The sequence below is a fragment of the Bradyrhizobium sp. 186 genome, from assembly GCF_023101685.1.
Lineage (GTDB): Bacteria > Pseudomonadota > Alphaproteobacteria > Rhizobiales > Xanthobacteraceae > Bradyrhizobium.
This window is the reverse complement of the sequence record NZ_CP082164.1, coordinates 8,899,509-8,924,871: the sequence shown is the minus strand read 5'-3', so window position 1 is coordinate 8,924,871 and position 25,363 is coordinate 8,899,509. Positions and strand designations below refer to the sequence as shown.

The 25,363-nt window shown below is 59.2% G+C and carries 16 protein-coding genes and 5 pseudogenes; 10 read left to right on the top strand and 11 right to left on the bottom strand.

From position 1 onward, the window contains the following. Positions 1-282 precede the first annotated feature (282 nt). Together IVB18_RS42500 and IVB18_RS42495 are read left to right on the top strand one after the other, a co-directional pair. Positions 283-1,956, top strand: a complete 1,674-nt coding sequence (locus tag IVB18_RS42500; protein WP_247986077.1) for a ThiF family adenylyltransferase — start codon at positions 283-285, stop codon at positions 1,954-1,956. Further along, positions 1,938-2,438 (top strand): Mov34/MPN/PAD-1 family protein, encoded by a 501-nt coding sequence (locus IVB18_RS42495; RefSeq protein WP_247986076.1) that lies wholly within the window; start codon positions 1,938-1,940, stop codon positions 2,436-2,438. Before IVB18_RS42500 ends, IVB18_RS42495 begins: the two co-directional genes overlap by 19 nt. 347 nt (positions 2,439-2,785) lie before the next feature. On the opposite strand, the gene IVB18_RS42490 is transcribed toward IVB18_RS42495, so the two are convergent. Further along, the gene (locus IVB18_RS42490) at positions 2,786-3,178 is read right to left on the bottom strand and encodes a hypothetical protein (protein WP_247986075.1); all 393 of its coding nucleotides are present in this window, start codon (positions 3,176-3,178) and stop codon (positions 2,786-2,788) included. Between the two features lie 22 nt (positions 3,179-3,200). After that, a pseudogene (locus tag IVB18_RS42485) lies at positions 3,201-3,512 on the bottom strand (ATP-binding protein); the annotation flags it as partial. Between the two features lie 306 nt (positions 3,513-3,818). Here IVB18_RS42485 and IVB18_RS42480 point away from each other — a divergent pair. Both IVB18_RS42480 and IVB18_RS42475 read left to right on the top strand, forming a co-directional pair. Continuing rightward, on the top strand, positions 3,819-4,001 hold the full coding sequence (locus IVB18_RS42480; protein ID WP_247986074.1) for a hypothetical protein: 183 nt from the start codon (positions 3,819-3,821) through the stop codon (positions 3,999-4,001). Continuing rightward, positions 3,982-6,051 (top strand): recombinase family protein, encoded by a 2,070-nt coding sequence (locus tag IVB18_RS42475; protein ID WP_247986073.1) that lies wholly within the window; start codon positions 3,982-3,984, stop codon positions 6,049-6,051. Before IVB18_RS42480 ends, IVB18_RS42475 begins: the two co-directional genes overlap by 20 nt. Here IVB18_RS42475 and IVB18_RS51865 read toward each other — a convergent pair. The 3 genes from IVB18_RS51865 to IVB18_RS42465 all read right to left on the bottom strand — a co-directional run bounded on the left by IVB18_RS51865 (position 5,945) and on the right by IVB18_RS42465 (position 7,463). Then, positions 5,945-6,238 carry an ATP-binding protein gene (locus IVB18_RS51865; protein ID WP_276581206.1) on the bottom strand — a complete coding sequence of 98 codons (294 nt, stop codon included), beginning with the start codon at positions 6,236-6,238 and terminating at the stop codon, positions 5,945-5,947. The two genes, IVB18_RS42475 and IVB18_RS51865, sit on opposite strands and share 107 nt — an antisense overlap. Further along, entirely contained in the window at positions 6,229-6,435 is a 207-nt protein-coding gene (locus IVB18_RS51860; protein WP_276581205.1) for a hypothetical protein, read from the bottom strand. The genes IVB18_RS51865 and IVB18_RS51860 overlap by 10 nt, the downstream gene beginning before the upstream one ends. A gap of 653 nt (positions 6,436-7,088) precedes the next feature. Continuing rightward, a complete protein-coding gene (locus IVB18_RS42465; RefSeq protein WP_247986072.1) occupies positions 7,089-7,463 on the bottom strand; it encodes a DDE-type integrase/transposase/recombinase in 375 nt (124 codons plus the stop codon). Positions 7,464-8,183: 720 nt separating this feature from the next. Between IVB18_RS42465 and IVB18_RS42460 the strand changes: the two genes are divergently transcribed. From IVB18_RS42460 to IVB18_RS42450, 3 genes and pseudogenes are all read left to right on the top strand, one after another. Continuing rightward, complete coding sequence (locus IVB18_RS42460) at positions 8,184-10,106, top strand: UbiA family prenyltransferase (RefSeq protein ID WP_247986071.1); 1,923 nt, start codon at positions 8,184-8,186, stop codon at positions 10,104-10,106. 88 nt (positions 10,107-10,194) lie between these two features. Further along, positions 10,195-10,434, top strand: a complete 240-nt coding sequence (locus IVB18_RS42455; protein WP_247986070.1) for an FAD-dependent oxidoreductase — start codon at positions 10,195-10,197, stop codon at positions 10,432-10,434. Between the two features lie 69 nt (positions 10,435-10,503). Continuing rightward, positions 10,504-11,490, top strand: a pseudogene (locus tag IVB18_RS42450) (IS3 family transposase); the annotation flags it as partial. Positions 11,491-12,633: 1,143 nt separating this feature from the next. Here IVB18_RS42450 and IVB18_RS42445 read toward each other — a convergent pair. Beyond that, complete coding sequence (locus tag IVB18_RS42445) at positions 12,634-14,460, bottom strand: hypothetical protein (RefSeq protein WP_247986069.1); 1,827 nt, start codon at positions 14,458-14,460, stop codon at positions 12,634-12,636. Positions 14,461-14,753: 293 nt separating this feature from the next. On the opposite strand from IVB18_RS42445, the pseudogene IVB18_RS42440 reads away from it, so the two are divergent. The 3 genes and pseudogenes from IVB18_RS42440 to IVB18_RS42430 all read left to right on the top strand — a co-directional run. After that, a pseudogene (locus IVB18_RS42440) lies at positions 14,754-15,346 on the top strand (transposase); the annotation flags it as partial. A gap of 99 nt (positions 15,347-15,445) precedes the next feature. Next, entirely contained in the window at positions 15,446-16,729 is a 1,284-nt protein-coding gene (locus IVB18_RS42435; protein WP_247986068.1) for an IS256 family transposase, read from the top strand. Between the two features lie 46 nt (positions 16,730-16,775). Then, positions 16,776-17,159 (top strand): annotated as a pseudogene (locus IVB18_RS42430) (transposase); the annotation flags it as partial. A gap of 159 nt (positions 17,160-17,318) precedes the next feature. On the opposite strand, the gene IVB18_RS42425 reads toward IVB18_RS42430, so the two are convergent. The 5 genes and pseudogenes from IVB18_RS42425 to IVB18_RS42405 form a co-directional block, all read right to left on the bottom strand. Then, positions 17,319-17,864, bottom strand: a complete 546-nt coding sequence (locus tag IVB18_RS42425) for a hypothetical protein (protein ID WP_247986067.1) — start codon at positions 17,862-17,864, stop codon at positions 17,319-17,321. A gap of 102 nt (positions 17,865-17,966) precedes the next feature. Beyond that, complete coding sequence (locus tag IVB18_RS42420; protein WP_247986066.1) at positions 17,967-18,329, bottom strand: hypothetical protein; 363 nt, start codon at positions 18,327-18,329, stop codon at positions 17,967-17,969. Positions 18,330-19,702: 1,373 nt separating this feature from the next. Further along, positions 19,703-20,544: pseudogene (locus tag IVB18_RS42415) on the bottom strand (IS5 family transposase). 234 nt (positions 20,545-20,778) lie between these two features. Further along, on the bottom strand, positions 20,779-22,014 hold the full coding sequence (locus IVB18_RS42410; RefSeq protein WP_247983811.1) for an IS701 family transposase: 1,236 nt from the start codon (positions 22,012-22,014) through the stop codon (positions 20,779-20,781). A gap of 604 nt (positions 22,015-22,618) precedes the next feature. Continuing rightward, a complete protein-coding gene (locus IVB18_RS42405) occupies positions 22,619-24,013 on the bottom strand; it encodes an FAD-binding oxidoreductase (RefSeq protein ID WP_247986065.1) in 1,395 nt (464 codons plus the stop codon). Positions 24,014-25,363: the final 1,350 nt, after the last annotated feature.

Genomic DNA, 25,363 nt, shown 5'->3' with positions numbered 1-25,363 from the left:
AAGCCGTAACTGGCTCAGCGGATCCCAAGAAAGGTAAAGGATGCCTGGAAATTCAGGAAACGCGGGCGGTCAGCGCCCCAACCACCCGGGGCACGGTCCGGGTGGCGTACCGCCCGCCGGACGGTGTTCCACCGGGGCCCCCCAACGGTGTCCCCCCGGGCCCCGTCGATCCTCCGGTCCCCCCACCACGTAGGGTAGGCTGTGATTCAGCCGATAAGTGAAATTCCCTCCTGTCTTCGGCCGATTTGGGAGCGGTCAGCGCCGCGTCGTTACGACTTCGAGATGCGCGCGCTCACGGAGGTTGTCGGGGACAGTCTTCGAGTCGACGAGGAGGCGCTCGCCAAGGGCGTTTTGATCGTCGAGTTCGACTGGCCTCTCGAGGGCGGACCTATTCCGTTGCGGGTAACTTACCCGGACAGTTTTCCGCGCCTGCGGCCAATCGTCCAACTCCGCGGTGACCGTTCAACTTTTCCGGCGCGCCACTGCAGTCCCATTGACGGAAATCTCTGTCTGCTCGGTCGGGACACCCGCCAGTGGCGACAACAATGGACCTTGCGCAAGCTTCTCGAATCCCAGCTACAAAGCGCTGTGGCCGGTACCGGCGAAGAGGACCACCAAGGCGAACCAGCGGAGTATTGGTGGAATCATTATAGGCTACGTGACTCCTACTGCCTCGTCGATACATCGTGGACCCTGGGTTCGGTAGCCAATGGCACGCTTCTTCTGCGCTATCGGCTCCGCAAGACCGATCAGGTGGGAGTTCAAGCCATTGTCACCGAGATTAGGGATGGCGCGGGCACCGCAATTCAAAATTGGTCCGGAGCCATCCCCGCTGGACTGGAGGCGGAAAAAGAGATCACCATTCCCTGGATCTTTATCAATGAGACCATATTGCCCGACGGAACAGCGCAAAGCGTCAGTAATCTTATGGGGCGGTTCGCTACCACCCCGCGGTTTACCCAGCTAGGTTCTGTATCCGCCCGTTGGTTTGCGGTGCTCTACAAGATGGAAGTCGGCTTTCAGACCGAGGGCGTCGGTTGGTTGTTTCCGTTCCTGTTTGGCCCTAAGAGAGTATTTAGGCCCGCGAAGCCGGGAAAGCGTGAGCAGGCGCCGCGCGATGCCGTCCTCCCCACATACCGCGCAGGCGAACCCGATCTAGGCATGCGCGTTCCTGCGATTGACATCATCCGCGACAAGAGGATAGCGGTGATCGGGGTCGGCGCAGTTGGAGCACCAGTCGCTGTCGAGCTTGCGCGAAACGGATGCTGCAAACTACACTTGCTTGATCATGATGTCGTCGAGCCGGGCAATTCAATTAGATGGCCACTTGGCACTAGTGCATGGGGCCGCCGAAAGACCGAGAGTCTTTCTGTCTTCATTCGGCGGGAATATCCAAGAACCGAAGTGAACGAGCACCCTCATGCTATCGGCAGTTTCGATAGCGATCGCCCCGAGGCAGGTGATGAGAGCGTTTTCGAATCCATTCTGCCTGATGTGGATCTGGTGGTGGACAGCACCGCATCCTATGGCGTCTCCACGTTCTTGAGCGATCTCTGTCGTAGGAGGGGCATCCCGCTAGTTTCTCTCTATGCCTCGCCGCCAGTGGAAGGGGGCGTCGTTGCGCGGTTTGCGCCTAAATCCGGATGCCCGACCTGTCTTGAGTTCGCATACCACGCCGGCACAATTAAACGGCCGCCCGGATTTGACGGTGAAAGAGGACTTCAGCAACCACCCGGCTGTGCCGAGCGGACCTTCACTGGCGCTTCGTACGATCTTCAAGAGCTGTCACTGCAAGCCGTACGGCTTATAATCGAAACCTTGGAAGCGTCCGAGGGGTGCGAAGAATCCGTCGTGCAATCTTTGGGGCTCGTAATCGATGGTCGGCGCTCGCCCCCAATCTGGCGCGTGGACCCGCTTCCGAGGGCGGATAAATGCTCATGCGCAAACCCCCGGTGATCTGGCTGCCTATACGCCTCTTTAATCATTGCGCCACCGATGCCGATCGCTTTTACAATCTCGAAACGGGTGGAGCGCTGATGGGGTACTGGTACGGTGACACGGCGGTGATAACCGCAACTATCGAAGCCGGTCCCGCAGCGCTTCATCAACGTTACAGTTTCGAACCGGATCAACATTGGCAGGTCGAGCAGATCGCGCGGCACTACGCACGATCAGGCCGCCGTGAAACCTACATCGGCGACTGGCATACGCATCCGGCTGCAAAATCCGGCCGTTTAAGCCGGACTGATCGCAGCGTGCTCCGGCGCATCATCGCAACACCCGCAGCAAGAGCACCTACTCCCATCATGATCGTGCTTCACGGCGCTAAGGGCGCGTGGGAGGCGACGGCATGGGTCGGCGCGTTCAAAGCGCGACGGATCTTCTTTTCGAGCTTGCTGCTCTCGAAGGTAACGTTACGGTTGCACGATCTCGCATAGCCCAACGAACGTGCCGGGCATCTCTCCAGCATACGATAAAGCTAGATTTGGAGCATCCTCCTACATTACGATAGCTCGGATCGTGAGCGCGATGCGGACAATGGGAGCGGGCCGCTGGCTCGCGATAGGTTGCAGGGGCGCGCGGGGGCCCTTTTCCTCGAAGTGACTCGACTACGGGACATCGTGATGGTGCGTGACGAGCTCCTTGTCGATATCGAATAATGCCTGGTTCCCTAAACGTCCCGCGAATTTTCGAAGGCTGGCCTATTTTCATGGTCGAAATACGTGGTCTCATCCCACGGATCGCAGTTCGCCCTTTGTATTTAACCGGCCAGCGTTCATACTCATCATCGAAGACCTTCTGAAGGATTGTCGCGCATCATGAAATTCACTCGTTTCATGAGCCAAGCGGTCCATGCCTCACGTGATAAAAGCCAGATCAACTGGCGATCGCGTGCCCGGCGCTCCTTTAAATCTTTCCAAACCTCAAAGAGCGTTTCAGCCGCCTTATTATCCTGGCTCAGGTCACAGTGCAGGGCGGCCCGCCGAATCGCCCGCGCAGCATCGTCGCCCTTCACGGAGCCGATGGATGCGGCAAGGCCCGTAAAATTCAGCTTATCCCGGCAACGCAACGCGCGCTCGTAAGCAAGCGCCTCCTTCACCCTGGATGAATTTTCAATGGCCGCGGCAAGGCCTTCGAACGTCTCCCAATCCCGGCGGCGCCGCGCGGCGCGAAGCAATCCCGCAGTACCTTTAAAGAAGCAAGGTGCCCCATTCGGCAACGCTGCGGTTCGACGTGATCAGCATGGCGCCGGTTTCGTAGCGCCGACTGACCAGCTGGAAGAACAGATGCGCCGCGTCGGGTTCCAGCGGCAGGTAGCCGAGTTCGTCGACGATCAGCAGCTTTGGCTTCGACAACGCGAGCAGTTTCTCGTCCAGGCGTCGCTCGCCGTGCGCCTTGGCGAGGCCAGCGACCAGCGTCGTCGCCGTGGTGAACTGCACCGTATACCCGGCCAGGATTGCCTCTCGCCCGAGTGCAATGGACAGGTGCGTCTTGCCGACGCCCGGCGGACCAGCGTCATAATGCCGGGTGTCTGGGATCTGAGGTGGAGATCCTTTACCCGTTCCATCCGCGATGCGGAGTGTCAGTCGTCGTTGTCGCCTGCAAGCGACTTGGGGGTGAGACGCATTTTGTTATCAGACAACCTGACGCCACGTTAACGCTGCTGCCGGCATGGATTGCGGCTCCCGCCGCCGCTTCCTTCCATCTCAAAGCTGAACCGCGGCTTCCGGTGGATCGTCTACTGGAGGCGCGTCTTCTTGTCGACGCGCTCTTAGCCTCCTCTTCCAGGGAATCGTCCCATTCGCGAGGAGGCGGTCATGGCGGACGCATCACGTCGTCAGGGGGATCTGTTCGAGAGCCCTCCGACATACAGCAGCATTCCAATCGAAGCCCATCAGCAAATGCTGGAGCTCTTAAAGGAGCTTCTGACCGAAGCGCTCACCGACAGCGCAGTCGAGGCACACAACCGGGAGGACAGCGGTGAGCAAGATCACGCCTGAGCACCTTGCTCGCCAGGCCGTCGTCTACATTCGTCAGTCGACGGCCGACCAGGTTATCAACAACCGCGAGAGCCAGCGCCGCCAGTACGGCTTGGCCGACCGTGCGCGGCAGCTGGGCTGGAGCGAGGTGGTCGTAATCGACGAAGATCTCGGTCGCTCTGGTGGCGGCATCGCGCGTCCCGGGTTCGAGAAGCTGCTCGCCACCATTTGCGAAGGGCGAGTTGGCGCTGTGGTCTCGATTGAGGCCTCTCGGCTGGCCCGCAACGGCAGGGATTGGCATACGCTCCTGGAGTTCTGCGGGCTCGTTGGAACACTGATCGTCGATGAGGATGGCGTTTACGATCCGCGCCACCCCAACGATCGCCTTCTGCTCGGCATGAAGGGCACGATGAGCGAGATGGAGCTGTCTATCTTTCGGCAACGCTCGCTTGAAGCCTTGAAGCAAAAGGCACGCAGGGGTGAGCTCTTCCTCCACGTCGCCATCGGCTATCTCAAGGTCTCCCACGATCGGATCGAGAAGGACCCTGATCGGCGCATTCAGGAGGCGCTCGCACTCGTGTTCACCAAGTTTGCGGAGATGCAGACACTGCGCCAGGTCCACCTCTGGTTACGGCAGGAGCGAATCACTTTGCCCGCGGTCGGCCATGGCCCCGAGGGCCGCCACGTCGAATGGAAGTTACCAGTGTACAATACGATCTACCACATCCTGACCAATCCCGCCTATGCTGGCGCCTATGTCTTCGGGCGCTCGGGCAGTCGGGTGACGATCGAGGCCGGCCGCAAGAGGATCGTGCGGGGCTTCCGGCGCGAGCGAAACGACTGGGAGGTTTTGATCAAGGACCACCATGAAGGCTACATTACGTGGGCGGAGTTCGAGAGGAATCAGCGCCTGATCACCGACAACGCCAACGGAAAAAGCTTCATGAGTCGTGGCTCGGTCCGCCGCGGCGAAGGCCTTCTCGCGGGGCTTCTTCGTTGCGGCCACTGCGGCCGCAAACTTCACGTTGCCTACAGCGGCACGCACAGTACTGTCGGGCGCTATCATTGCCGCGGTAGCCAGATCAACCATGGTGGAGATCCGTGCATCTCATTCGGCGGTCTGCGCGCGGATCGCGCGATCAGCGCGGAGGTCATCGCGCGGCTGCAGCCGCTGGGTGTACAGGCGGCGCTGGCAGCCATGGAAGCGCGCGGGCGTGAACACGCCGACAAGCTGCGTCAGCTCGAGTTGACTCTGGAGCAGGCACGCTACGAGGCAACTCGCGCTCGTCGGCGATACGAGGCTGTCGATCCGGACAATCGCCTTGTTGCCGGCGAGCTGGAGCGGCGCTGGAACGAACGCCTGGTCGCTGTCCGCGAGCTTGAGGGCGAGCGCGAGACATTGCTGGCTACGCCGGAGATGACCTTGAGCGACATCGATCGCGATCGCTTACTTGCGCTTGGTGCCGATCTCGAGAGAGCTTGGGAAAGTCCGGGTGCAACAGCTGCGACGCGCAAGAGGATCATCCGAAGCTTGATCCATGAGATTGTTGTGCGCATCCGCGACGAGGTGCTGGACTTGATTGTCCACTGGCATGGCGGCGATCACACGGCATTGCAGGTGAGGAAGAACCGCACCGGCGAGCACCGCTGGAGCACCGCGGCAGATGTGGTCGATCTCGTTCGTGTCCTCGCGCGTCAGATGCCCGACAGCACCATCGCCGCGGTTCTCAACCGCGGCGATAAGTCGACGGGGCGGGGCAACAGTTGGACCCGTGTCCGCGTTCGCAGCCTGCGCAACCAACACGCCATCGCGGCCTACCGAGAGGGCGAGCGCGCCGAGCGTGGAGATGTCACTTTGGACGAAGCTGCAACTGCGTTGAAAGTCAGTCCTTCGACGGTTCGCCGTCTGATCGAAGAACAGAGCTTGCCTGCGCAGCAGCTGTGCAAAGGCGCACCGTGGATGATCAAAGCGGTTGATCTGGAACATCCCGATGTCGAGCGCGCCGCGCATGCGCGGCGGTTCCGGCGGCCATCGTCTGGCGATCCGGGTCAAAAAGAGCTTCAACTCTAAGGGGGCAGCGAGATGGGCAGTATGAATCTGACTCGGGCGGGCCAAGCAGCAGCACGTTCTCTCCGTTGGCGATCCAACGTGACGCGGCAAGATCACGGATCTGCTTTGGATCGATCGACGGTTGCGCCTCGAAGTCGAAGCCAGCAGGCTCCTTCACGGCCGGGAAGTGTGCGAGCTTCAGCGCCATCTCGATGCGGCGATGACCTTGCGTGCGATCTCGCCCTCGCACAGCAGGATCAGCGTCTCACGTGCCGACAGGTTCGCGCGCGCCGCCTCGTCGAGCAGGTTGTCGAGGTGGTCGCGGATGCCGGAGAGCTGCAACCGCACCAGCATGGCCTCGAGCCGATCGATTGGTGCTTCGGTAGCCTTCTTTGTGCGCGCCATCAGAAGCTCCCTCCGACCGCTGCTTCGTGTTCGGCAAGAGGACGCAACAACGAGGGTAGTGGAGAAGGCGCCGGCACTGTCGGTGTCGCGATTGCCGGTCGGCAGACCGCGCCATTGCGACCGGCAATCCCGTCGAGGTGGGCGGACTCGATGATCCGCAGCCGGCGACCTTCCGATTGCTTATGGACCGCAACCTCGCGCATGGCGTGGCGAATGCGCACCTCGCCGGCCGCAACCGTCACGCCACGCGCTCGCCGATCAGCCGCCACGGCACCGAGTAGCTGTTCGTGTCGATTTCGACGGCACAATCGTTGCCGACGACGCGGGCCAGTTCGCGCAACGATCCGAACGACGGCTGCCCCCGAGCGGCTTCAACCGGTGTGCCTCGTCACGCTCAAAGCGTGCGATCGGCGCCTCGCCAGTCGTGCCGTGGATACGCATGTTCGCCACCTCACGCTCCCACTCGGCGAGATGCGCCTCGAATGCCTCCCAGCACGCGAAGGAATGCCCCGCGATTGCGTTCTTCTTCACGTAGCCGACACCATTCTCCGTCTTACCCTTCGTGCGCGCCCGATACGGCGCGCAGGCCCGAGGACGGAACCCCCAATGCTTCGCGAACGCGATGAGCTTGTCATTAAACTGAACCGACCGGCTCACCGCGTCGTGTCGCACCACGAGCGCGCGTGGTTGTCCATCAGCACTTCCTCCGGAACGCTGCCGAAGGTCGTGAATGCACTCTCGAGCCCGGCGAACGAGTGCTCTTGCTTCTCGCCCCGGAACGCACGGACATGCAGCCGCCGCGAATGCCCGAGCGTCGCCACGAACACGAATGCGTTGATCTTCACCTCGCCGATCTCGACCAGACGTTCGCCGAAGTCGATCTGCAGCTGCCGGCCGGGGGGCGTCTCGAACCGCGTCGTCGCCAGCGCTTCGGCCTTGAGCGCCTGGCGATAGGGCTGCACGGCGCGTTGCAGCGTTCGCCGGCTGACTGCCACGCCTTTTTCGGCCAACAGGTCCTGGCGCACCACATCCGCATTGCCGCGATGCCGAATGAACCTCTCGCGCAGCCAACCTTCGAGGCCATCGAGCCGCTTCGGGCGCTCAGGCGACCTGAACGGCTTCACCCCGCCCCCGCCACGTAGTCCTTCAGCGTGTGATGGCTGCAGCCCAGCTGCCGCGCAATCCGCTTCAGACCCTACCCGCAAGCCCTCAGGCGCAACATCTCCGTCACATCATCCGGCGTCTTCATCACCTGCCCCCGTGGATCAATCCACGACGAGCCTTCCGTGATTCGTTCCTCGTTCATTCACTGTCTCCTCGGCTATCCAAGGAGGGGGCAATTCCTCGTGACGCCGAGGGGGCAGTTTTCCATGGCGCGCGACATGTAACGCTATGTTTGAAATCAATGAATTATCGAGCCCGGTTTTTGAAACTGAACCACGATCGTCTGACGGCGCGAAGCGCACAATTCGTGTTCAATCTCTCACACCGGCACAAAGCCCGTCTGCTTCAAGACACCGCCGGTTTTGGGGAGGGGCAAGTTTTTAAAGGGTACGAGGTGCTTTAATACGCGCTGACGGCGCTGGCACGGCCGTTGCTATTCAGATGCAGCAACACTGAGTGAGGCTGAGTGCACGCAGGCGCGCAGACGAGCGATGCTCTCCTTTCCTAGTAACAGTGTGTCCCCTGAGAAAAGCGAGCTCGTGCCTAACGTCGTGCAGTGTTTGTTAATAGCAATGGAGAGCAACATGGTGCTGCGCATCGAACCCCCGGCGCCTCCGATCAAGGTGGGGAGCTGGCTGCGCGGCCAACCCCTCATGAGCTTGCAACTCGGAACAGTGTACATCGTTGAGTTTTGGGCAACTTGGTGCGGATGTGTGGCGGCGATATCCCATCTGGTACAGCTGCAAGAGAAGTATAAAGACAGCGGACTCGAGGTTATCGGGGTCGCAGCTTGTGAACGAGCTCCAACGCCGGATGAGGCCCGGCTTAAGTTTGACGAATGGTTGACGAAAAAGTTCCCGGATCTGAATTATCGGATCGCCTGGGACGACACAGGGGAAATGAACAAGTTTTGGATGGATGCCGCTTCTTCTTCTTCTTCTTCTTGCGGGATTCCCGCCTCGTTCCTTATCGATCGTGATGGCTACATTGCGTTTATCGGTCGTCCGAGGCAACTCGATGACGTTTTACCGAAGGTTCTCAACGGCATTTGGCACCCCAGCCATGATGCTAAAAGCGCCGATACGGAGTTACCGCGCGACAAACCGTTGGTAGTAGATCTCGACGGATCTTTGCTGCTAACGGATGTTCTATATGAGTCTTTCTTAAACGTCTTGCCTCTTGGGTTCCGCTCGAATTTTGCAACGGTCCGGGGTCTAGCCAATGGCAAAGCGGCCGTAGAGCATCATCTTGCCCAAGCGTCCGAACTGGATTATGCGACTCTCCCGTACAACACGTGTGTTATCGATCTAATCCAGACAGCGAAAGCGCGGGGCACTCAAGTTTACCTAGCTACGGCAGCCAACGCGAAGCACGCAAAGGCCATCGCAGATCACTTGGGCATCTTCGATGGTTGGTTTGCTTCTGACGCAAAAACGAGTTTGTCGGGATCTTTCAAGGCCGAGATGCTCGCTGCTGCCTTCGGTGAGAACGGATTTGATTACGTTGGCAATGGTTCCTCAGATTTGCCGGTGTGGGAGATTGCCGATAAAGCCTACGCCATCGGGCCTTCCAAGGCGGTAAAGAGGCGGCTCTTCGCGCTCAAGGGTAACTGCGTCGCGTTAGATGACGGGACTGCGGGGAGGCGGGCGTGGTTCAGGGCCCTTCGGGTCCACCAATACGTCAAAAATCTTCTCATTTTTGTACCATCGCTGACCTCGCATCGATTTACTTTGGCTAACATCATCACAGATGTGATGGCCTTTCTAGCTTTTTGTGCTTGCGCGTCAGCCGTCTACATCCTCAACGATCTGCTAGATCTTAAATCTGATCGCGCGCACTCTAGCAAGCGTGCTCGACCCTTTGCGAGTGGCCATCTCCAACTTCGGACCGGCTTGCTTATGGTCCCGGCGCTCCTGCTATTTTCTCTGATGCTGGCAATCACAATCTCACTTGAGTTTGTCGGCGTATTGGTTGGCTATTTTCTGCTAACGAGTGCATATTCTGTCTATCTGAAACGCAAGATGCTTCTGGACGTCGTCGTGCTTGCAATGCTCTACACGACACGGATTATTGCAGGTGGTGTAGCTGCTGAAATTCAAATTTCGCAGTGGCTTTTCATCTTCTCTATGTTCATCTTCACATCACTCGCCCTAATCAAGCGGTATGTTGAACTGGCGACGAGTCTAGACCGCCGAGTCCCGGATCGTTCAGGCCGTGACTATAGGATGGGCGATCTTGACGTCGTTGCCGCTTTGGTTGCTGCGGCGGGCTTGAACGCTGTCACGATCTTTGCCCTCTATATTACATCGCCCGATGTGCAGAGACTCTATCGACATCCCAAAGCATTATGGCTCATCTGTCCAATTCTTCTCTATTGGATAGGCAGGGCGCTCATGATGGCGCACCGGCGTCTAATGGACGACGACCCTATTGTCTTTGCACTGAGGGACCGTATTAGCGCGATTGCCATTGCCGCGATCGTTGCCGTAGTTATAATCGCCATTTAACGCATTCAAGATTTTCCAGGTGCGTCGAAGATCCTCTTACGACCTGAATGAGGACCGAGGAGCTGAAGATATTGACGGCGATTTCGGGGTGGGCCGCTATCCCATCATCGCCGCCGAAATGATTCATCCCCGCACAGCTGATGCCGCCCAACGCGCGTCGGCCCAGGGCGATCACGCAATTGCCCGCGGCAATGGCAGGGCCTACGAGGACGCAGCCACCGGGTTTCGCCAGACGATCGCGCTTGATCACCTTAACCGGATGCGAGCTTTCGACTCGAAGATGGGTCGGGTGACCGTAAAAATAGGCCTGCTTCTTTCTGTGCTCTGAGGTCGGCAAACTGGAGATTGTTGGCTAGAGTTTTTCGCACCGATTCCTGGATGGGAGGAGCGAAGAACGATGAAGGCCTCGAAGTTTTCAGATGCCCAGAAGGCGTTCATTCTCAAGCAGTGCCCCCCACGGCGTGCCCGTTGCGGAGATCTGCCGCAAGGCCGGCGACCTATTTCAACTCGAAGACGAAGTATGACGGGCTGTTGCCGACCGAAATGCGGCTGAAGCAGCTCGAGGACGAGAACGTCAAGCTGAAGAACCTGGTCGCCGTTCTCTCGCTCGACAAGGAGATGCTGCAGGGCGTGATCCGCCGAAAGCTATGAGGCCTGGCCGAAGCACAAGCTGGTCGACGAAGTCCGTAGCGAGTGCAAGGTGTCGATCCGCCGGGCCAGCGCGGCGGTCGAGTTTGATCGATCGACCTACCACTACAATCGCGTCGCTCCGGCCAGGCTGCCCCCGAACATCGGATCAAGGAGATCTGTCATACACGCGTTCGCTACGGTGCCGCCGCGCTCACGTCCTGCTGCGACAGTTGGCGCCACGGTCAGAGCAAGGCACGGCGCATCTATCGCGAGTGGGCCTGCAGTTACGTAACAAGACGCCGAAGCGCCGGTCATGGCCAAGCTGCGCAATGATCGCCGGCGGGCGACGCGGTCGAACAAGACCAGGGCGATGGATTTTGTCCACGATCAGTTGGCGACGGGCATAAGCTGCCCGTGCTCACGATCGTCGATATCTTCTCCCGCGTCTCGCCGGCGCTGCAGCCCCGGCTCACCTTCCGCGGCAGCGACGTCGTGGCGATCCTAGAAAGGGCCTGGAAAGTGAGACTCCCGGCGACGATCCGCGTCGATCGGGGCAGCGAGTTCGTGTCGCGCGATCTTGACCTATGGGTCTACCAGCGCGGCGTCACGTTGGACTTCTCGCGGCCCGGCAAGTCGAGCGACAATGCGTTGATCGAGGCCTTCAACGGACGCTTCTTCCGGGCTGAATGCCTCAAACACCCACTGGTTCCTCAGCCTTGCGGACGCCCAGGAAAAGGTGGAGATTTGGCGGAGATAATACAACCGCGCACCTGTCTATGTTGTTGAAGAGAAGAGACTTTGCTGATCGGGATGTGATCCCGTGGCATATCTTGGATTCTGTCGCGCTCGTTCGGCGATAGATTTAGCAGCAGCTGTTATCAGCGAGGCGCATTGCTAGAGACGTGTCACTCCTAGCCACGATTGTGCGCTTCGAATCCGGCGACCGTCATCCTGGCGTAGCTCGCCGCACCAGCTGCATCGGATCAAATTCAAACGCAGCAAGCATCGAAGCAGGGATTACCGGTACGAGTCGCGCTGATCGCAGTACGAGCATGCGCGCATGAGCCCCGGCACAGTCACGCAATACGCCTCAGCAGTGAACCTCTCCTATTCGGGCGGAGGGACATGGTGCATCACGCAAACCATCGAAAACTGTCCATCGCCCGTATGGCAGCTGGCTGCGTCGCACGTTCAGTAGCGCACGAATGATGCCGCGCCGTCACCAATGTGATGATTTGGGCAGACACGAACGCCGTCTAGGTCGTGAAACTTGCCCTCAAGTCTGGATGTTACAAGCTAAGTCCGCAGCCATCATACAGTACGTTCTACATTACGTTCAGAGCTACGAGATCGTGAATTGTACTTGGGCCCAAACCCAGGATTTGTTCGCGTTTCTCGTCATCCACCAGCAGGCCAGTTATTTTCGACGACGCACTAAGAAGCCGCCATTAATCATCCCCGTCACGCACGGGTTTTCCTTGAAAGCGGAAGGGTGATCAGCACGAATTTCGAGAGCGCGAGCCTACCATGGCGAGGTGGAAGACGATCAATGCCCCTATGTCGAATGGCTCCCACACCATCGCCATAGGTGAAAGGCGTCATCATCGTTCAGGTAGTTAGGAACTCGCTTAAGCCGACCACGAGTTATGATCTTCTCGCCGGTCCGCCACCTTCCGGGGTTCGCCACGGAGCTTGTGACCCATGCGATTACTTTTCATTTCCAGGGTGTCATCCGACACGTGCGGGCATTAGTTGGGATCTATTCCTTGACCATATAGCCGCAGCAGATCACAAAATCATTGACACCCTATCGCGAGTAGATTTGAAGGATGGGCCGCAGAATTGGCACCGCCGAGCTCGATCTCGGGCTAAGGTCGATCACCGGTTCACGATGAGCCTATTTCTCGCTATCCGGCCGTTGTCGCCTGGCTTCAAGGCAGGATTGCTCCGCCAGCGCGGAAGGGCGTACGGGTTTCAACAAAACCTGCCTGTGAGCATTCGGATAGTACCCGTCAATGACGGGGGTTTCGAGTGTAGCGGCGGCGGCGTAGTCCACTTGCCCGCTTCCGAACGAAGCCATGACGCTGGCTTGGTCAAGATGACGCGGGCCATCTGGTGCGATCAGGATCCACGCTTTGGCCAGATCGGCGCAGTTCTCAAGTCTAAGCGCTTTCACCGCAACTGCGTTACTGCCGGGTAATCCTCCTTGCAGCCATGGCAGACCAAGCGCTCGTGTCTCGAGCACATAGAGTAGGGTCGGCGCGTTGGAGAGGTCGACCACGGGGGTACCGATTTCAAGGCCGGCCGCACGAGCCCGGGCTCTTGCCATGACTAGATAGTCGTGGAGGGGTTGCGAGAGCACTAATTTTCCACCACTTGACAGGGACGTGATAGCGGCATAGGCGCGCAGATCTTTCATCTGCGCCCACGGGTTGAGCATGCCCGCATTGACAACTGAGGCAGTGAGCAACTGTGCCAGCACCGTCAGGGGCAGAATGGTGGTGACGCTGCGGCCCCGTTGTGCCAGAGGGCTCAGGAATGCAACGAGGGCAAGCATCCAGAACAAGCAGCCTTCCGAACCAACGATCCAGTAGTTGACTCTGGAGCTCAGTGCGAGCAGGTGCGGAACGATCAAAAAGGTTAGCGCTAGAGCGATGCTGGTGGGAGTGTGGGTGCGCAGAACCATTCCCTTACGATAGAACATGCCGCCAAGGCATGTGAAGGCCGGTACAAGGAACAGCGTCGAGAGCTTGATGCTGATCAGATCGATCCCCAGCAGCGCAAGTGCTATTGTCACGATCAACACCGCAGCGAGAGCCAGCGACGTGAGCAGCTTGAGCTTAGACCCCATGAAAATATTGAGCAGAAGGGCTGTAGCCACTAACACGGCGATAGCAAGTTGCGAGAGACTGGTTTCGAGCCAATCGATCCGGAGAATGTGAAAGACCTCGTAGCCGGCATCCAGCAGGGCGACCCCCTCAGAGCCGTTGACGATACGAGTCACCAGCCCGGTGATCCCGCCGCCGATTAAATGGGCGGTAACAATCAGTAGAGCGAGAGCGACCAACGCCGCGCCAAGAATGGGCAGCAGCGACTTTCGTCGCAAAACGACGAAATAGAGCACAACGACAATGGCGATGGCTACAGCGGTGGGAGGCCTGGCCATAAAGCAGCACCAGCCGCCAACGCCGACCAGGATACACCCTAACACTTGGCGGATGCGCCCTGGGGGGCCGGTTAGCAGCAAGCCAATCATCACTATCAAGACCGATTGAAGGTTCAGTGTGTAGTAGTTAGGGGTGAGTGCTCGCCAGCGAAAGACAACTAATGCAAGGCTGGCAATCCCTGCAGATAGCGCTGCCGCATGCGGCCAGCCCACCGGCGTCCAGAGGCGCCGGACCGCCAGGAAGCTGAGAATCCAGCCCAGCGCCATGGTGAGCGCGACGTTTGCCATGCGAAGTACTGCGATATCGCCCCCGGCCCACTGATAAGGCCAGTGATGGACAAAGTCGAAAAAGGTCGGCGGAATACTGATTGAGTAGGCGAATGGGTTGGCCATGGAGGTGAGCCAGAAACCCTCGTCGCTTAGAATGAGACCGTAACTGCTGTAGTATAGCAGCCACACGAAAAGGATTGCTGTAGTTGCGGCGGACAGAGCCAGCAAAGTCCGATCTAGCAAGATCGACAAAGTCCTTTCGCTGGTAAAGTGGTTATCTCTCGACATTGGCCATTCCAGCTTCGTAGAGGAGGCCCATTCCAAAGGATATTAGCCTTGAGGAGCTTCTAACTGACCCCAGCCGCGCAATCTTCTCCAAGACTTGGTAGAGCCCGTCACTCGGATGGGGGTTGACAGAAGCCGGGCCGGTTCACGGAAGACGGATCAAGCGGGACCTTGCGGACTAGATGCCATAATGGGCCCTCCTCCGAGCAAGGGGTGATGATGGTGGCTGTCCTCCGATAGATGATGAAACGGGGTCACAACTTGAGTCGGCCCCAAGCATCTGGAGACGGAGGACAGCCGTGGAGAACTATGCCGGAATTGACGTTTCATTGGAACTGTCGAGCGTATGCGTCGTGGATGCCCAGGGTAAGATCCTGAAGGAAGCGAAGGTCGCGAGCGAACCCTACGCCTTGGCTGAATTTTCGAGACGCTTGGCTTTTGAGTGAAGCGGATCGGGCTGGAGGCTGGGCCGCTGTCGCAATGGCTGCATGCGGGCCTGAAAAGAGCGGGATTCGAGACGGTCCTGCTGGAAACACGGCATGTGAAGGCAGCATTATCAGCGATGACGGTGAAGACTGATCGCAAAGATGCACGCGGGATTGCCCAGCTGATCCGGATGGGATGGTTCCGCTCGGTGCACGCAAAGTCGATAGGGGCTGAAGAGATTCGAGCGCTGCTGGTTGCGCGCAAGCAGCTTCTTGGGCGACTTGTCGATGTGGAATTGAGCATCCGCGGGATTTTGCGTGGCTTTGGACTGAAGGTTGGCCCCGTGACGCAGAAGAATTTCGAAGCGCGGATCCGAGAGTTGGTTGCGGGGCAAGCGACATTGGAGCGCCTTGCCACAGCGATGCTTTCGGCCCGATCGGCCTTGAAGGCAGAGTACGGGAGGAGAGCTGTCGCCGAAAGTTGGTGACGGCGGGAATCGGGAAGGCGGCATATCGTGGGGGTGCTTGACGCCTCCACTTCTCCACCGAAGGAGCGATATGCCGTGTCCAACGATAACGTCATCCAACTGATTCAGCCAGGAATCTTCGACGATCAACTCACAGAAGTCTTGCGCAACGGGGCACGTGCCCTTCTCGCCAAAGCGGTCGAGGCTGAGGTCGCGGACTTTCTCGGCCAGCATGCCGATTTGAAGACCCGGGACGGCCACCAGCGCGTCGTCCGCCACGGTCACCTGCCGGAGCGCGAGGTGATGACCGGCATCGGTCCGGTCGCCGTCCGCCAGCCACGTGTACGCGATCGTGAGGTGGCCGCTGCCGATCCTGGCCGCATCCGGTTCTCGCCGTCGATCCTGTCGCCCTACATGCGCCGCTCGAAGTCGATCGAAACGCTGTTGCCGATCCTATATCTGAAGGGTATTTCGACTGGCGACTTCTCCGAAGCGCTGGCGGCGCTGCTTGGCAAGGATGCTGCCGGGTTGTCGGCATCCGCCATCGGCCGACTGAAGGACGGCTGGCTCGACGAGCACGGCGCGTGGCAGAAGCGCGATCTGTCGGCCAAGCGCTACGTCTACATCTGGGCTGATGGCATCCATCTCGAAGCCCGCCTCGAAGACGAAAAGCAGTGCATCCTCGTGCTGATCGGCGCGACGCCGGAGGGCCGCAAGGAACTGGTCGGCTTCACCGATGGCGCCCGTGAGAGCGCGCACGACTGGCGCGATCTGCTGCTCGACCTGAAGCGGCGCGGGCTCGACGTGCCCCCGCAGCTCGTCATCGCCGATGGCGCACTCGGGTTCTGGAAGGCGGCCGGTGAGGTCTGGCCGAAAACGCGCGAGCAGCGCTGCTGGGTGCACAAGACCGCCAACGTACTTGCCAAGCTGCCGAAGAGCCAGCAGCCGAAAGCCAAACGCGCGTTGCAGGAGATATGGATGGCCGAAACCAAGGCCACAGCCGAGCTGGCGTTCGACGCCTTCATCGAGAGCTACGCGCTGAAATACGAGAAGGCCGCCGATTGCCTGCGCAAGGATCGAGACACGCTGCTGGCTTTCTACGACTTCCCGGCAGAGCATTGGAAACACCTGCGCACGACCAACCCCATCGAAAGCACCTTCGCCACCGTGCGTCATCGCACGATCCGATCGAAGGGCTGTCTATCCAACAAGACCGCGCTCGCGATGGTCTTCAAACTGGTCGAGGGCGCCCAGAAAAATTGGCGTCGTCTCGATGGCCACAACCAGTTGCCAAAACTCGTTCTCGGTGTGACATTCAACAACGGGATCGAGGTCATCGCCAAGCCGACCGACGGTCAGCCCGCAACCGCCGCCGCCTGACCGGCTCCGGCCGTCACCAAAAATTGGCGATAGCTCACGGGAGGACAAAAGGCTGTGCTGGCAAGTGCGTGACGACGCGGTCTGTCGCCGGCTAATGACACTGCCAGGCGTTGGTCCCCTGCTGGCTATTACTACAAATCGGCGATTGATGACCCTCATCGCATCTTAAAATCGAAGGCGGCGGGCGCGCTGTTCGGGCTCACGCCCAAGAAATACCAGTCCGGAGAAAAGGACGTCACGGGCGGAATCACGCTGGCCGGGACGAGATCGTGCGCACGGTGTTGTATGAGGCTGCCAACGTTCTGCTATCGTGCATCACGCGGTTCTCAAGACTCAAGCGTTGGGGGATGGACGTCGCCAAGTGGCGAGGTTCGAAGCGCGCAAAAGTCGCCTGGCACGCAAGCTCGCAGTGATCCTGCATCGGATCTGAGTCGAGGGCACAACTTATCATGGTCAGAAGCGGTGCCGATCACAGCATAGAGCACTCGAGGAGATTACGAACGCAACCGGGCTGAACTGAAGCCTAGTGGCCCGAAGTCCCGTCGCCGGGACGGTGGATCCGGTGAAGCCGTTACACGCCCAGTGGCCGTCATCCGACGAACCGCGCGTATCTAGATAGGCTCACCGCTTCCTCTGACAGCATGATGTGGCGGCCAGGCGTTGACCACGGACAGAAGCATGAGCTCGGCGGCGTGACGTTCACTCGGGAGGCTTGACATCGTTCCTGCGGAAAAGCCCGCGCAGCCGCTCCGATCGCGTTCTGCCAAATCCGCGCCGACAGGACGGACGATCCTGACCCATTATGAAATGTCGTTCCGGGCGCGGCGACGAGCACTTTCTCGCTCGCAAAAGGCGCCGCATCTCTCACCAAGAATTCAATACCCGCGGCGTCGTTGACGAGGCCCTCGTCCTCGTTGAATTCCAAACCGCTGGACATGGCCATCAAGTGGGCCACCGAGATATCGGCGCGCGCGTCCCCGGTCCATTCGGAAACAGACCCTTCTGATCCAGCGAAAGCTTGCCGTCCTTGATCGCCATTCCGATCATGGCGGCATTGACGGTTTTCGTCATGACCAGCCCAGGGCGTCGAAGCGTTGAAGCCTTCATAGGTACTCGCCGACAATGCGCCCGTCATGGGCAACGACGATCGCGCGCAACCCCGGTCCCTGAAGAGCCGGATCGTTCAGCACCGCCCGCTAACGACGATCATCGGACAAATGCGCGTCTCGCCGGTCGACTAAAGGGCGTCAGCAGTCGCCAGCGCTAGCAACAGCGGTGTGGCGGCAGGAGCCCGGATTTTGTCTCTTGAAACCAGTGTGCAACCACGCCCCTCGACATATGCGGCGTAACGCTTCCCGAACAGGCCGAAAAGTGCGGCCTCGACATGCCGGTTGGCGCGGTCGACGTCGATGTTCATGAGTTTGACAATAGGTTCGAGCAGAAGATTTTTGCCGCATAGGCGGAGGCGAGCGGCAACGCTTCCGGACGAACAAAAACGAGCCAGCCGCTCGGCCCCAAAATCCCCAGAAGTGGAATCGCTACGAGGAGATTGAATAATTTTAGAACCCGACGTCTCCGCCCTTGTCGCAATGCCGAACATTGGCATCGAACCCATGAACCCTTTAGCCTTCAAGTTGGTCAGACGCGCTTGACCAGCGCTCCGATGATGTAGCCCTTGAAAGGCTCCCACCGTGTTCATCCGCGAGTGGTGACTCGAGCGACGAGCTCACAGGCATGCATTGACCACAGCCTGCGTCAATCCGTCACCGATGCGCGCGCGAAAAAGGTGCAGCCATCGCGGACTGAGCTAAGCGACGGTTGACGCGAAATGATGCAATTCGATGCCTCGGAGCCATGGGGATTCGCATATGCCGGGGCCCGCGAGGGAGTAGGGCCGCCGCAGCACCCGCAAAACTCAAACAGGCCGGCGGCGAGCGCGAAGGCGCGTGCCATTCGGGCAGCTCTTTTTGCGATGCGCCATGACGTCCTGGTGAGATTTGCAAACTTTTCGGCGATCTCCCCCTGGCGTCTTCTGACGGTCCGCAGGTGGGACTTCATCATTGATGGTGCGAAGTTGGAGGACACCTGATCCATTTCGTTTTCGGGTTGAGACGCGCCGGCTGATGCGCGAGTCCTTGACGCAGCGAAGGCACTTCCTGATCAGCTAGCCATCCATCTAGGCATTTGTTGTTTACGAGCCAGGTCCGTACGTGACCGCCCTCGTTCAGAGTTTGCCCTTTAGGCCGAGGGCGTTCATTCAGCATCCGTTGGCGTGAGTCCGGCAGCAACCCCCCGGAACAGTGGCCGCGTAGTCTTGGCCGCCGCCCGAACCAGGGCGCCTTGATGCACCATCGAGCAGCAGGGCTGCTGGTGCGCCGGAGAACCATGAGGGCTTACGCTATCCGAGCTCATTCTGCTCTAATTCGGGTTCTTGGTTGGACAGGGCCGGCAAAGGTGGAGGGGTCGGTGGCCGTGCTGGGTGGCGACGGGTTGCCGCTGCCAGCCAATGCCCGTACGACACTGGCTGTTCTTGTGAACCTATTGAAGGAATTCGACCAGCAAGTGGATGCCATCTAGCGAGAGCTGGCTCAGATCCACAAAGTAAATCCGGTGGCGCGAAATTGCTTTCCTTCATTCCGGGGATTGGTCCCATAACGGCCACGGCTCTCGCTGCGACCGCGCCAGATCCGAACATGTTCAGCGCCCGGCGAGAGTTCGCGGCATGGCACGGCCCCACGCCTAAGCATAATTCTACCGGCGGGAAGGATCGGTTCGCCGATAATGAAACGGACGATCCTATCTCAGGCAGTTCCTTGTCATCGAAGCGGCGTAGCGTCGTCTGGTAAACAAAGGCACGCTCCCGAGCCGGAGGCAGCTGGATCGAAGCTCTACTTTAACTGCCTCGGCGCATGGTCGTCGCCGGCGCGTCGCGCCGCAATACGGTGGTTCGACGCTCTAAGAGTCTGTCCGGGATCATGCTGTTTTTTGGCAGAGCTTTCGCAGCATGAGGCGGATTGAGGCGAGGCGCAAGAACGCCAATGCCTTTCGGTTGAGGCACTCCCAATCCTTGGCCAAACGGCGGCAGCGGTTGAGCCAGGCGATGGTGCGTTCGACGATCCATCGCTTGGGCAAGATCGCAAAACTCTTTGCTGTATCGGAGCGCTTGACGATCTCGACGTCGATTTGCCGGAGGATTTTGCGAACGGCGGACTGAAAGATCGGCCCCTGATAGCCGCCGTCAGCATAGAGCTTCAGCAGGAATGGATGCAGGCCAAACAGCGTGGCCATCACCAGCACCCCACCGTCACGATCCTGGATGTCCGCCGAATGCACGAGGGCGTGGAGCAGCAAGCCTTGAGTATCGACTAGGATGTGGCGCTTCTTGCCCTTGATCTTCTTGCCCGCATCGTAGCCATGCGGGTCGATCCACGCCCCCCTTTTTCCGCGCTCTTGACGCTTTGACTGTCGATGATGGCGGCGCTCGGGCTGGGTTCTCGGTTAGCCAATTCTCGACATTGTACATAGAGCGCGTGATGGATGCGATCGAGCGTGCCGTTCCAAGCCCACAAGTCAAAATAGTCGTGCACCGTGCTGCGTGGCGGCAGGTCCTTCGGGATCGCTCGCCATTGGCAACCGGTGCTCAGCACATACATCAGGCCATTGATCACCTCGCGCACATCGACCGTGCGCTTGTTGCCGCCTCGCTTGGCTGGCGCAATCAGCGGCTCCACCAACGCCCATTCCTCATCAGTCAAATCGCTTGGATAGCGTAGCCGGCTTCGGTCGTAACGACCGCGGTTCTCCTTCGTCCACATGGGCGCCCCTTCGAATCGGACCGCCACCCTTGAATCACAAATGATTCCGATGATTCAAGATGTTCCCGGACAGACACTAACATTACAGTTGCCGTTTTGCTTTGAGATGCGCGCGCTGAGCGGCAGCCTGGTGAGCTCTGCGCCAGAATGACCATGCGATGACATGCGCGGGTTGGATCCGCTTTCGAGCAAGCCTGATGGCGATGCGGCGGATTTCCTGGATTGACCAACGGATCAGCGGCGGCGTGGGTGTGCTTTGGCTTTTGCCGGGGGGCGGCGTTTGGTTTTTTTGGGCGGTGGCGGATTGGCGCGATGGCGGATCGCCGCCATCATGGCGAAGGCGAGCATCACCAGGGACACGTGGCGATGCCAGCCATGCCAGGACCTGCTCTCGTTGTGATCGAGCCCGAACTCGTTTTTCGCGGTTTCAAAGCTGTCCTCGATCGCCCATCGATGGCCTTCGACCGCGACCAGCGTTTCAATTGATGTTCCCGCTGGGCACCAGGTGGTGAAGAAGGCGAGATCGCCATCGGCGATATGGCGACGGATCAGCAGACCGCGCGTCCATAAACCATCATTTGCGCTGTTGAACTGCTCGACCTCGAGATCGGCCAGTTCGAGATAACACCAGTCATGCAGCCTCGGTCCTTTGGTTCCGGCTCCCGCCGACAAGCGCTTCCAGTCGGACGGGCGCCGCGTCCGGGCGATGTCTTCGGCCTTGCCGGCGACCGGCTGTCGCTTGCCCCAGGATCGGAAGACATGAGAGCTGCTGACCCCGAGCACATAGCCTTTGCCTGCCCGCCGTAGCTGCTGTTCGATATCGCCAACACCGTAGACCGTGTCACCGGCAACCCACTTGAATGGTACAGACGCGGCTATCGCACGTGCGATCATTCTCGTCGCAAGCTTTGGTTTGGTCGCAAAGCCGACATCGGCAGGCACGTATGCGGCTTCCAGACGATCTGGATCGTCGGTCCATTCCTTCGGAAGATACAACGCGCGATCGATGAACGCATGACCATGACGCGAAACGTAGGTAGCGAAGACGCCGATCTGGCAGTTCGTGATCTTCCCTGCCGAACCAGTGTATTGCCGCGCCACTCCGCACGAGGCCTTACCCTGCTTGAGAAAGCCGGTCTCGTCGATCACCAGCACCGCATCGTCATCCGCCAAATGCTCGATGACATAGTCCCGGACGATGTCGCGCAGGGCATCAGCGTCCCAATCCCCGCGACCCAGGATCGCCTGCTGCCGCCATGGGCCGGGATCGCCAGCCGCCTCCGCGCGCATCCAACCGGTCTTGCGCTGCTCATCTCCGAGCAGACCTTCCAGGAACAGGCCTGCATTCGTCGCCACACGCTCTTGCGTGAACAACGGACGTATCCGCTGCTTGACCTCTCGAAGCGACGCCGCCCACAACGCAAGCGTCTCCTCAACCGACGCGGCCCGCGTCCACGACATTCGAATCATGGTTGCCCATGGATTCAGAAGCCCGCAAACAAAGCAACTGTAATGCTAAGATAGTCCTTGTGGGCTGCAACGGAATTCACCAGTCTCATTCCCGTCAGGAGGTTGGAAGGGCAAGCCGCTCAATCGGTTGAATGTGGCGCGCGAGCGGGTTACGAACCTGATCGACGTTGCCCGATCGCAGTGCTTTCAGGATCAGGCGATGATCCTGATTGGGCCGTGCTCGCCAGCCGCTACTGCACGCCACGCGAACAACAACAGAGAATTTGCAAGCTGTAGCCAGTGACGAGCAGACGCGACATCGCGCAAGGTGCCGCGAGGGCGAAAGGCACCGTTAGCAGGCTCAAATTCCTGAATTGTTGGCGCATTGTCTCCTTCAATCAAGGCGAGCTCTATCCGCGCCAAACGGTGAGAGATGCAGCATTGGTAACGCGACCAGTTCGAGACCGTCGCGCATCTCGGCTATCTCCTTATGGGTATCGAACGGAGCACGCCGTACACCGTGAGGGTGCAGGGCGACGACAAGGTGTTGGGCCTCCACTTGCCCAACGACCTCACGCACGTTCGACCGTTCCGACCGAGATACCCGCGCCGCCCCCGCATCCTCTCACATCATGAAAATTCGTCCCGGGTTCAGGATATTGTTCGGATCGAGCACTCGCTTGAGCGTACGCATGGTTTCGATTTCCTCCCATGTCCTACTCATCTGCAGATAGGGCCGCTTAACTATGCCGATGCCGTGTTCCGCTGAGATTGATCCGCCGAATTCACTGGTGATCTGATAAGCAAGCCTCTCCAATTCCTGCCGCCTGTCGGGCGTGTGCTCGTGATGTAGCTCGATATGCAGGTTACCATCGCCGGCGTGGCCGAAGACGATCGTGAACGCGCCGGGGTCGATCTCCTTAATACGCGCGACAATTGTCTTCACATACTGATCCATCCGGTTGATGGCGATACTGACGTCGAGGGCGATACGTGCAGCATAAGGAAACGTCCGGGCAAGTTCTAAGCTGCAATCGCGGATACGCCATATCGCTGCTGCAGATGCATTCGACGTCGAGAGCGTCGCGTCAAGGATCATGTTCGCGCGCATTGCCGTATCGAGCAGCTTTTCGAGATCGGCGTGGACACGATGGGCATCGTCACCAGAGGCCTCGATCAAGACATAAAAGGGATAATCGACCGGCAGCGGCCGAACCATGCCGTTCACGCGCTCGAGCGCGAGGCGGTAGTACTCGTTCCACATCACCTCAAATGCTGACAGTTCTCCGCCCAGATGTTTTCGCGCCATTCCTAAGATCGAGATGACTCGTGTAAAAGAGGGCAGGGCGCAAAGCGCCACTTGCCGCTCCCTAGGGGCGGGAAAGATGCGCAAGGCGGCTCGCGTCACCACGCCGAGAACCCCCTCGCTGCCGATGAAAAGCTGCTTAAGATCGATGCCAGTATTGTTCTTGATGTATTTGCGTAAGCCCTGTAGCACCGTGCCATCGGCGGTAACGACTTCGAGGCCGAGGATCAAGTCGCGCGTCATGCCGTACCGAATCACGCGATTGCCGCCGGCATTTGTCGAGATGTTGCCGCCGATAGTACAGCTACCGCGCGCGGCGAGATCGAGCGGGAACATGTACCCTTCCTGCCCGACCCGTTCCTGAATCTTTTGCAGCGGCGTGCCGGCCTGCGCCACGGCTGCGCCTGACGAGATGTCCACCTCCTCGACCGCATTCATAAGTTCCATCGACAGCACAATTTCATTCGGATTCGGCAGAGCGCCGCGCACCAACCCGGTCATGCCGCCCTGCGTCGTCAGTGGCACTTTTTCGCCGTGACAGAGCCGAAGCAAGGCCGAGACATCTTCCGTCGTCCTTGGACGGACGACCGCTCGCGGCTGCGCGACCGGTTTACCGGCCAAATCGTGGTAATAGCGAGAGTCAATGTCCGTGCCAGTCAGCACCGAACCCTTGCGGAGCGCCTTGCAGAGTCGGTCGATGAAGCTGTCGGTCATGTCCCTCACTCGAGCTAATCTTGATGGCATGGTCCCCTGTTAGAGCGGTGCAGCGTTCTCATTGGCCTGCGGGGCGAGGTTCTCAGCAGCTTTGTTGATGTTTGTCGAGAACCAAAAATCTTCTTCGCGCATTCATTGTACCGATCTAAGCAATCTTCATCGATAACGCCGGAAGAATCCCACTGCTCTCGGGCTGCGGGGTCTGTCGCATTAGCAATCGACGTGCCACTCGTGGAATCGGACGCGCGCCTTGCTCGATAAAGGAAATACGCGTAATCCCAACGTAGCTGCGCTTGATGCTCTGGCCATGCATTGGGCCAGAGCGAAATTTCAACGATGATTGGGTCTGCCACTAGGATCAGCTCAGCCGTGCTGACAAACGCAGCAAGGCGTTCTTTCGGGTGCAAACGACCGCCCATCCTGTTCGGTTTCTGTCGTCGGTATGACGGCCGTCGCGCTCAAAACAACCAGCCGTCGCCTGCCGACGTACGGCTTTTCCAATCCCAAACAACAGCTTAACACGTTTGCAAGGTGCTGGCATGGTTATTGCTGTTCAAAGGCAGCGACAGAGGAGCCAGACGACCGATACTCTGTTTCCCCGGTGTTCGAGTCGTGAGCACATTCGTGCTGCAGCGGAGACATACCGACAAAGAAGTGCGGCCGCACTGTTGCATGGTGCTGGAGCAAGAGACGGGGCAATGGCTAGGCCGAGCAAATCTGTCGCCGCCGGAATTAGCCGGTGCGTGCACAGCGCCTTCTATCTGAAAGGAAGCGCGCGGCTTGTGTCCACGACAACAAACTGTTTGCGAACGCGACGTCGCGCACAAAACCAGAGCAGGCGATTGGCTTTCGCGGCCCCAAATCCTGCGGCCGCAAGAAAGGGGCGCGAACACGGCGTAACAGCGTCAGGCCATTTCAGCGCGTCGGTTATGTGAGCTGACGCCTAGAGCAGGGATGTCGCACTCGTTCCATCGATGGACGTGTGTGCAAGTCGGGAATATGCACCTTGTGAAAGTTTATGATGCGAACTGAAGTGCGTTTTTGGCGTGACGACACAACGGTTACGCTTGTTGCAAGCGGTACTGCCAATTCAGCGGATCTCGAGCCTGCGGTGAAGATCCCGCCTGGACTGTGGAGGTGGACCGGAGGATCTATTGGCGTGCTCGTCGGCGGCGACTGTGGCCGGAAATCCTTCGGTGACTACGGTCCATCAATCTACCGCAACGTCACCGATGCCCCTGTGTTCTTGCAAGATGGCCAGATCGGCTACAAACGAGGCCGCCACCGTGGCGGCGTCATTCGACGACGCGCATTGAGATGGATGCGCTCACGGGCTTGCCATTTGGCAGA

What these genes read in the sequence shown, in the direction of transcription:
- IVB18_RS42500 (WP_247986077.1), top strand. Translation starts at nt 283, where the DNA reads ATGCGCGCGCTCACGGAGGTTGTCGGGGACAGTCTTCGAGTCGACGAG.
- IVB18_RS42495 (WP_247986076.1), top strand. Translation starts at nt 1,938, where the DNA reads ATGCGCAAACCCCCGGTGATCTGGCTGCCTATACGCCTCTTTAATCAT.
- IVB18_RS42480 (WP_247986074.1), top strand. Translation starts at nt 3,819, where the DNA reads ATGGCGGACGCATCACGTCGTCAGGGGGATCTGTTCGAGAGCCCTCCG.
- IVB18_RS51865 (WP_276581206.1), bottom strand. Translation starts at nt 6,238, where the DNA reads ATGGCGCTGAAGCTCGCACACTTCCCGGCCGTGAAGGAGCCTGCTGGC.
- IVB18_RS51860 (WP_276581205.1), bottom strand. Translation starts at nt 6,435, where the DNA reads ATGGCGCGCACAAAGAAGGCTACCGAAGCACCAATCGATCGGCTCGAG.
- IVB18_RS42460 (WP_247986071.1), top strand. Translation starts at nt 8,184, where the DNA reads ATGGTGCTGCGCATCGAACCCCCGGCGCCTCCGATCAAGGTGGGGAGC.
- IVB18_RS42445 (WP_247986069.1), bottom strand. Translation starts at nt 14,460, where the DNA reads ATGTCGAGAGATAACCACTTTACCAGCGAAAGGACTTTGTCGATCTTG.
- IVB18_RS42425 (WP_247986067.1), bottom strand. Translation starts at nt 17,864, where the DNA reads ATGACGGGCGCATTGTCGGCGAGTACCTATGAAGGCTTCAACGCTTCG.
- IVB18_RS42420 (WP_247986066.1), bottom strand. Translation starts at nt 18,329, where the DNA reads ATGTTCGGCATTGCGACAAGGGCGGAGACGTCGGGTTCTAAAATTATT.
- IVB18_RS42410 (WP_247983811.1), bottom strand. Translation starts at nt 22,014, where the DNA reads ATGATTCGAATGTCGTGGACGCGGGCCGCGTCGGTTGAGGAGACGCTT.
- IVB18_RS42405 (WP_247986065.1), bottom strand. Translation starts at nt 24,013, where the DNA reads ATGACCGACAGCTTCATCGACCGACTCTGCAAGGCGCTCCGCAAGGGT.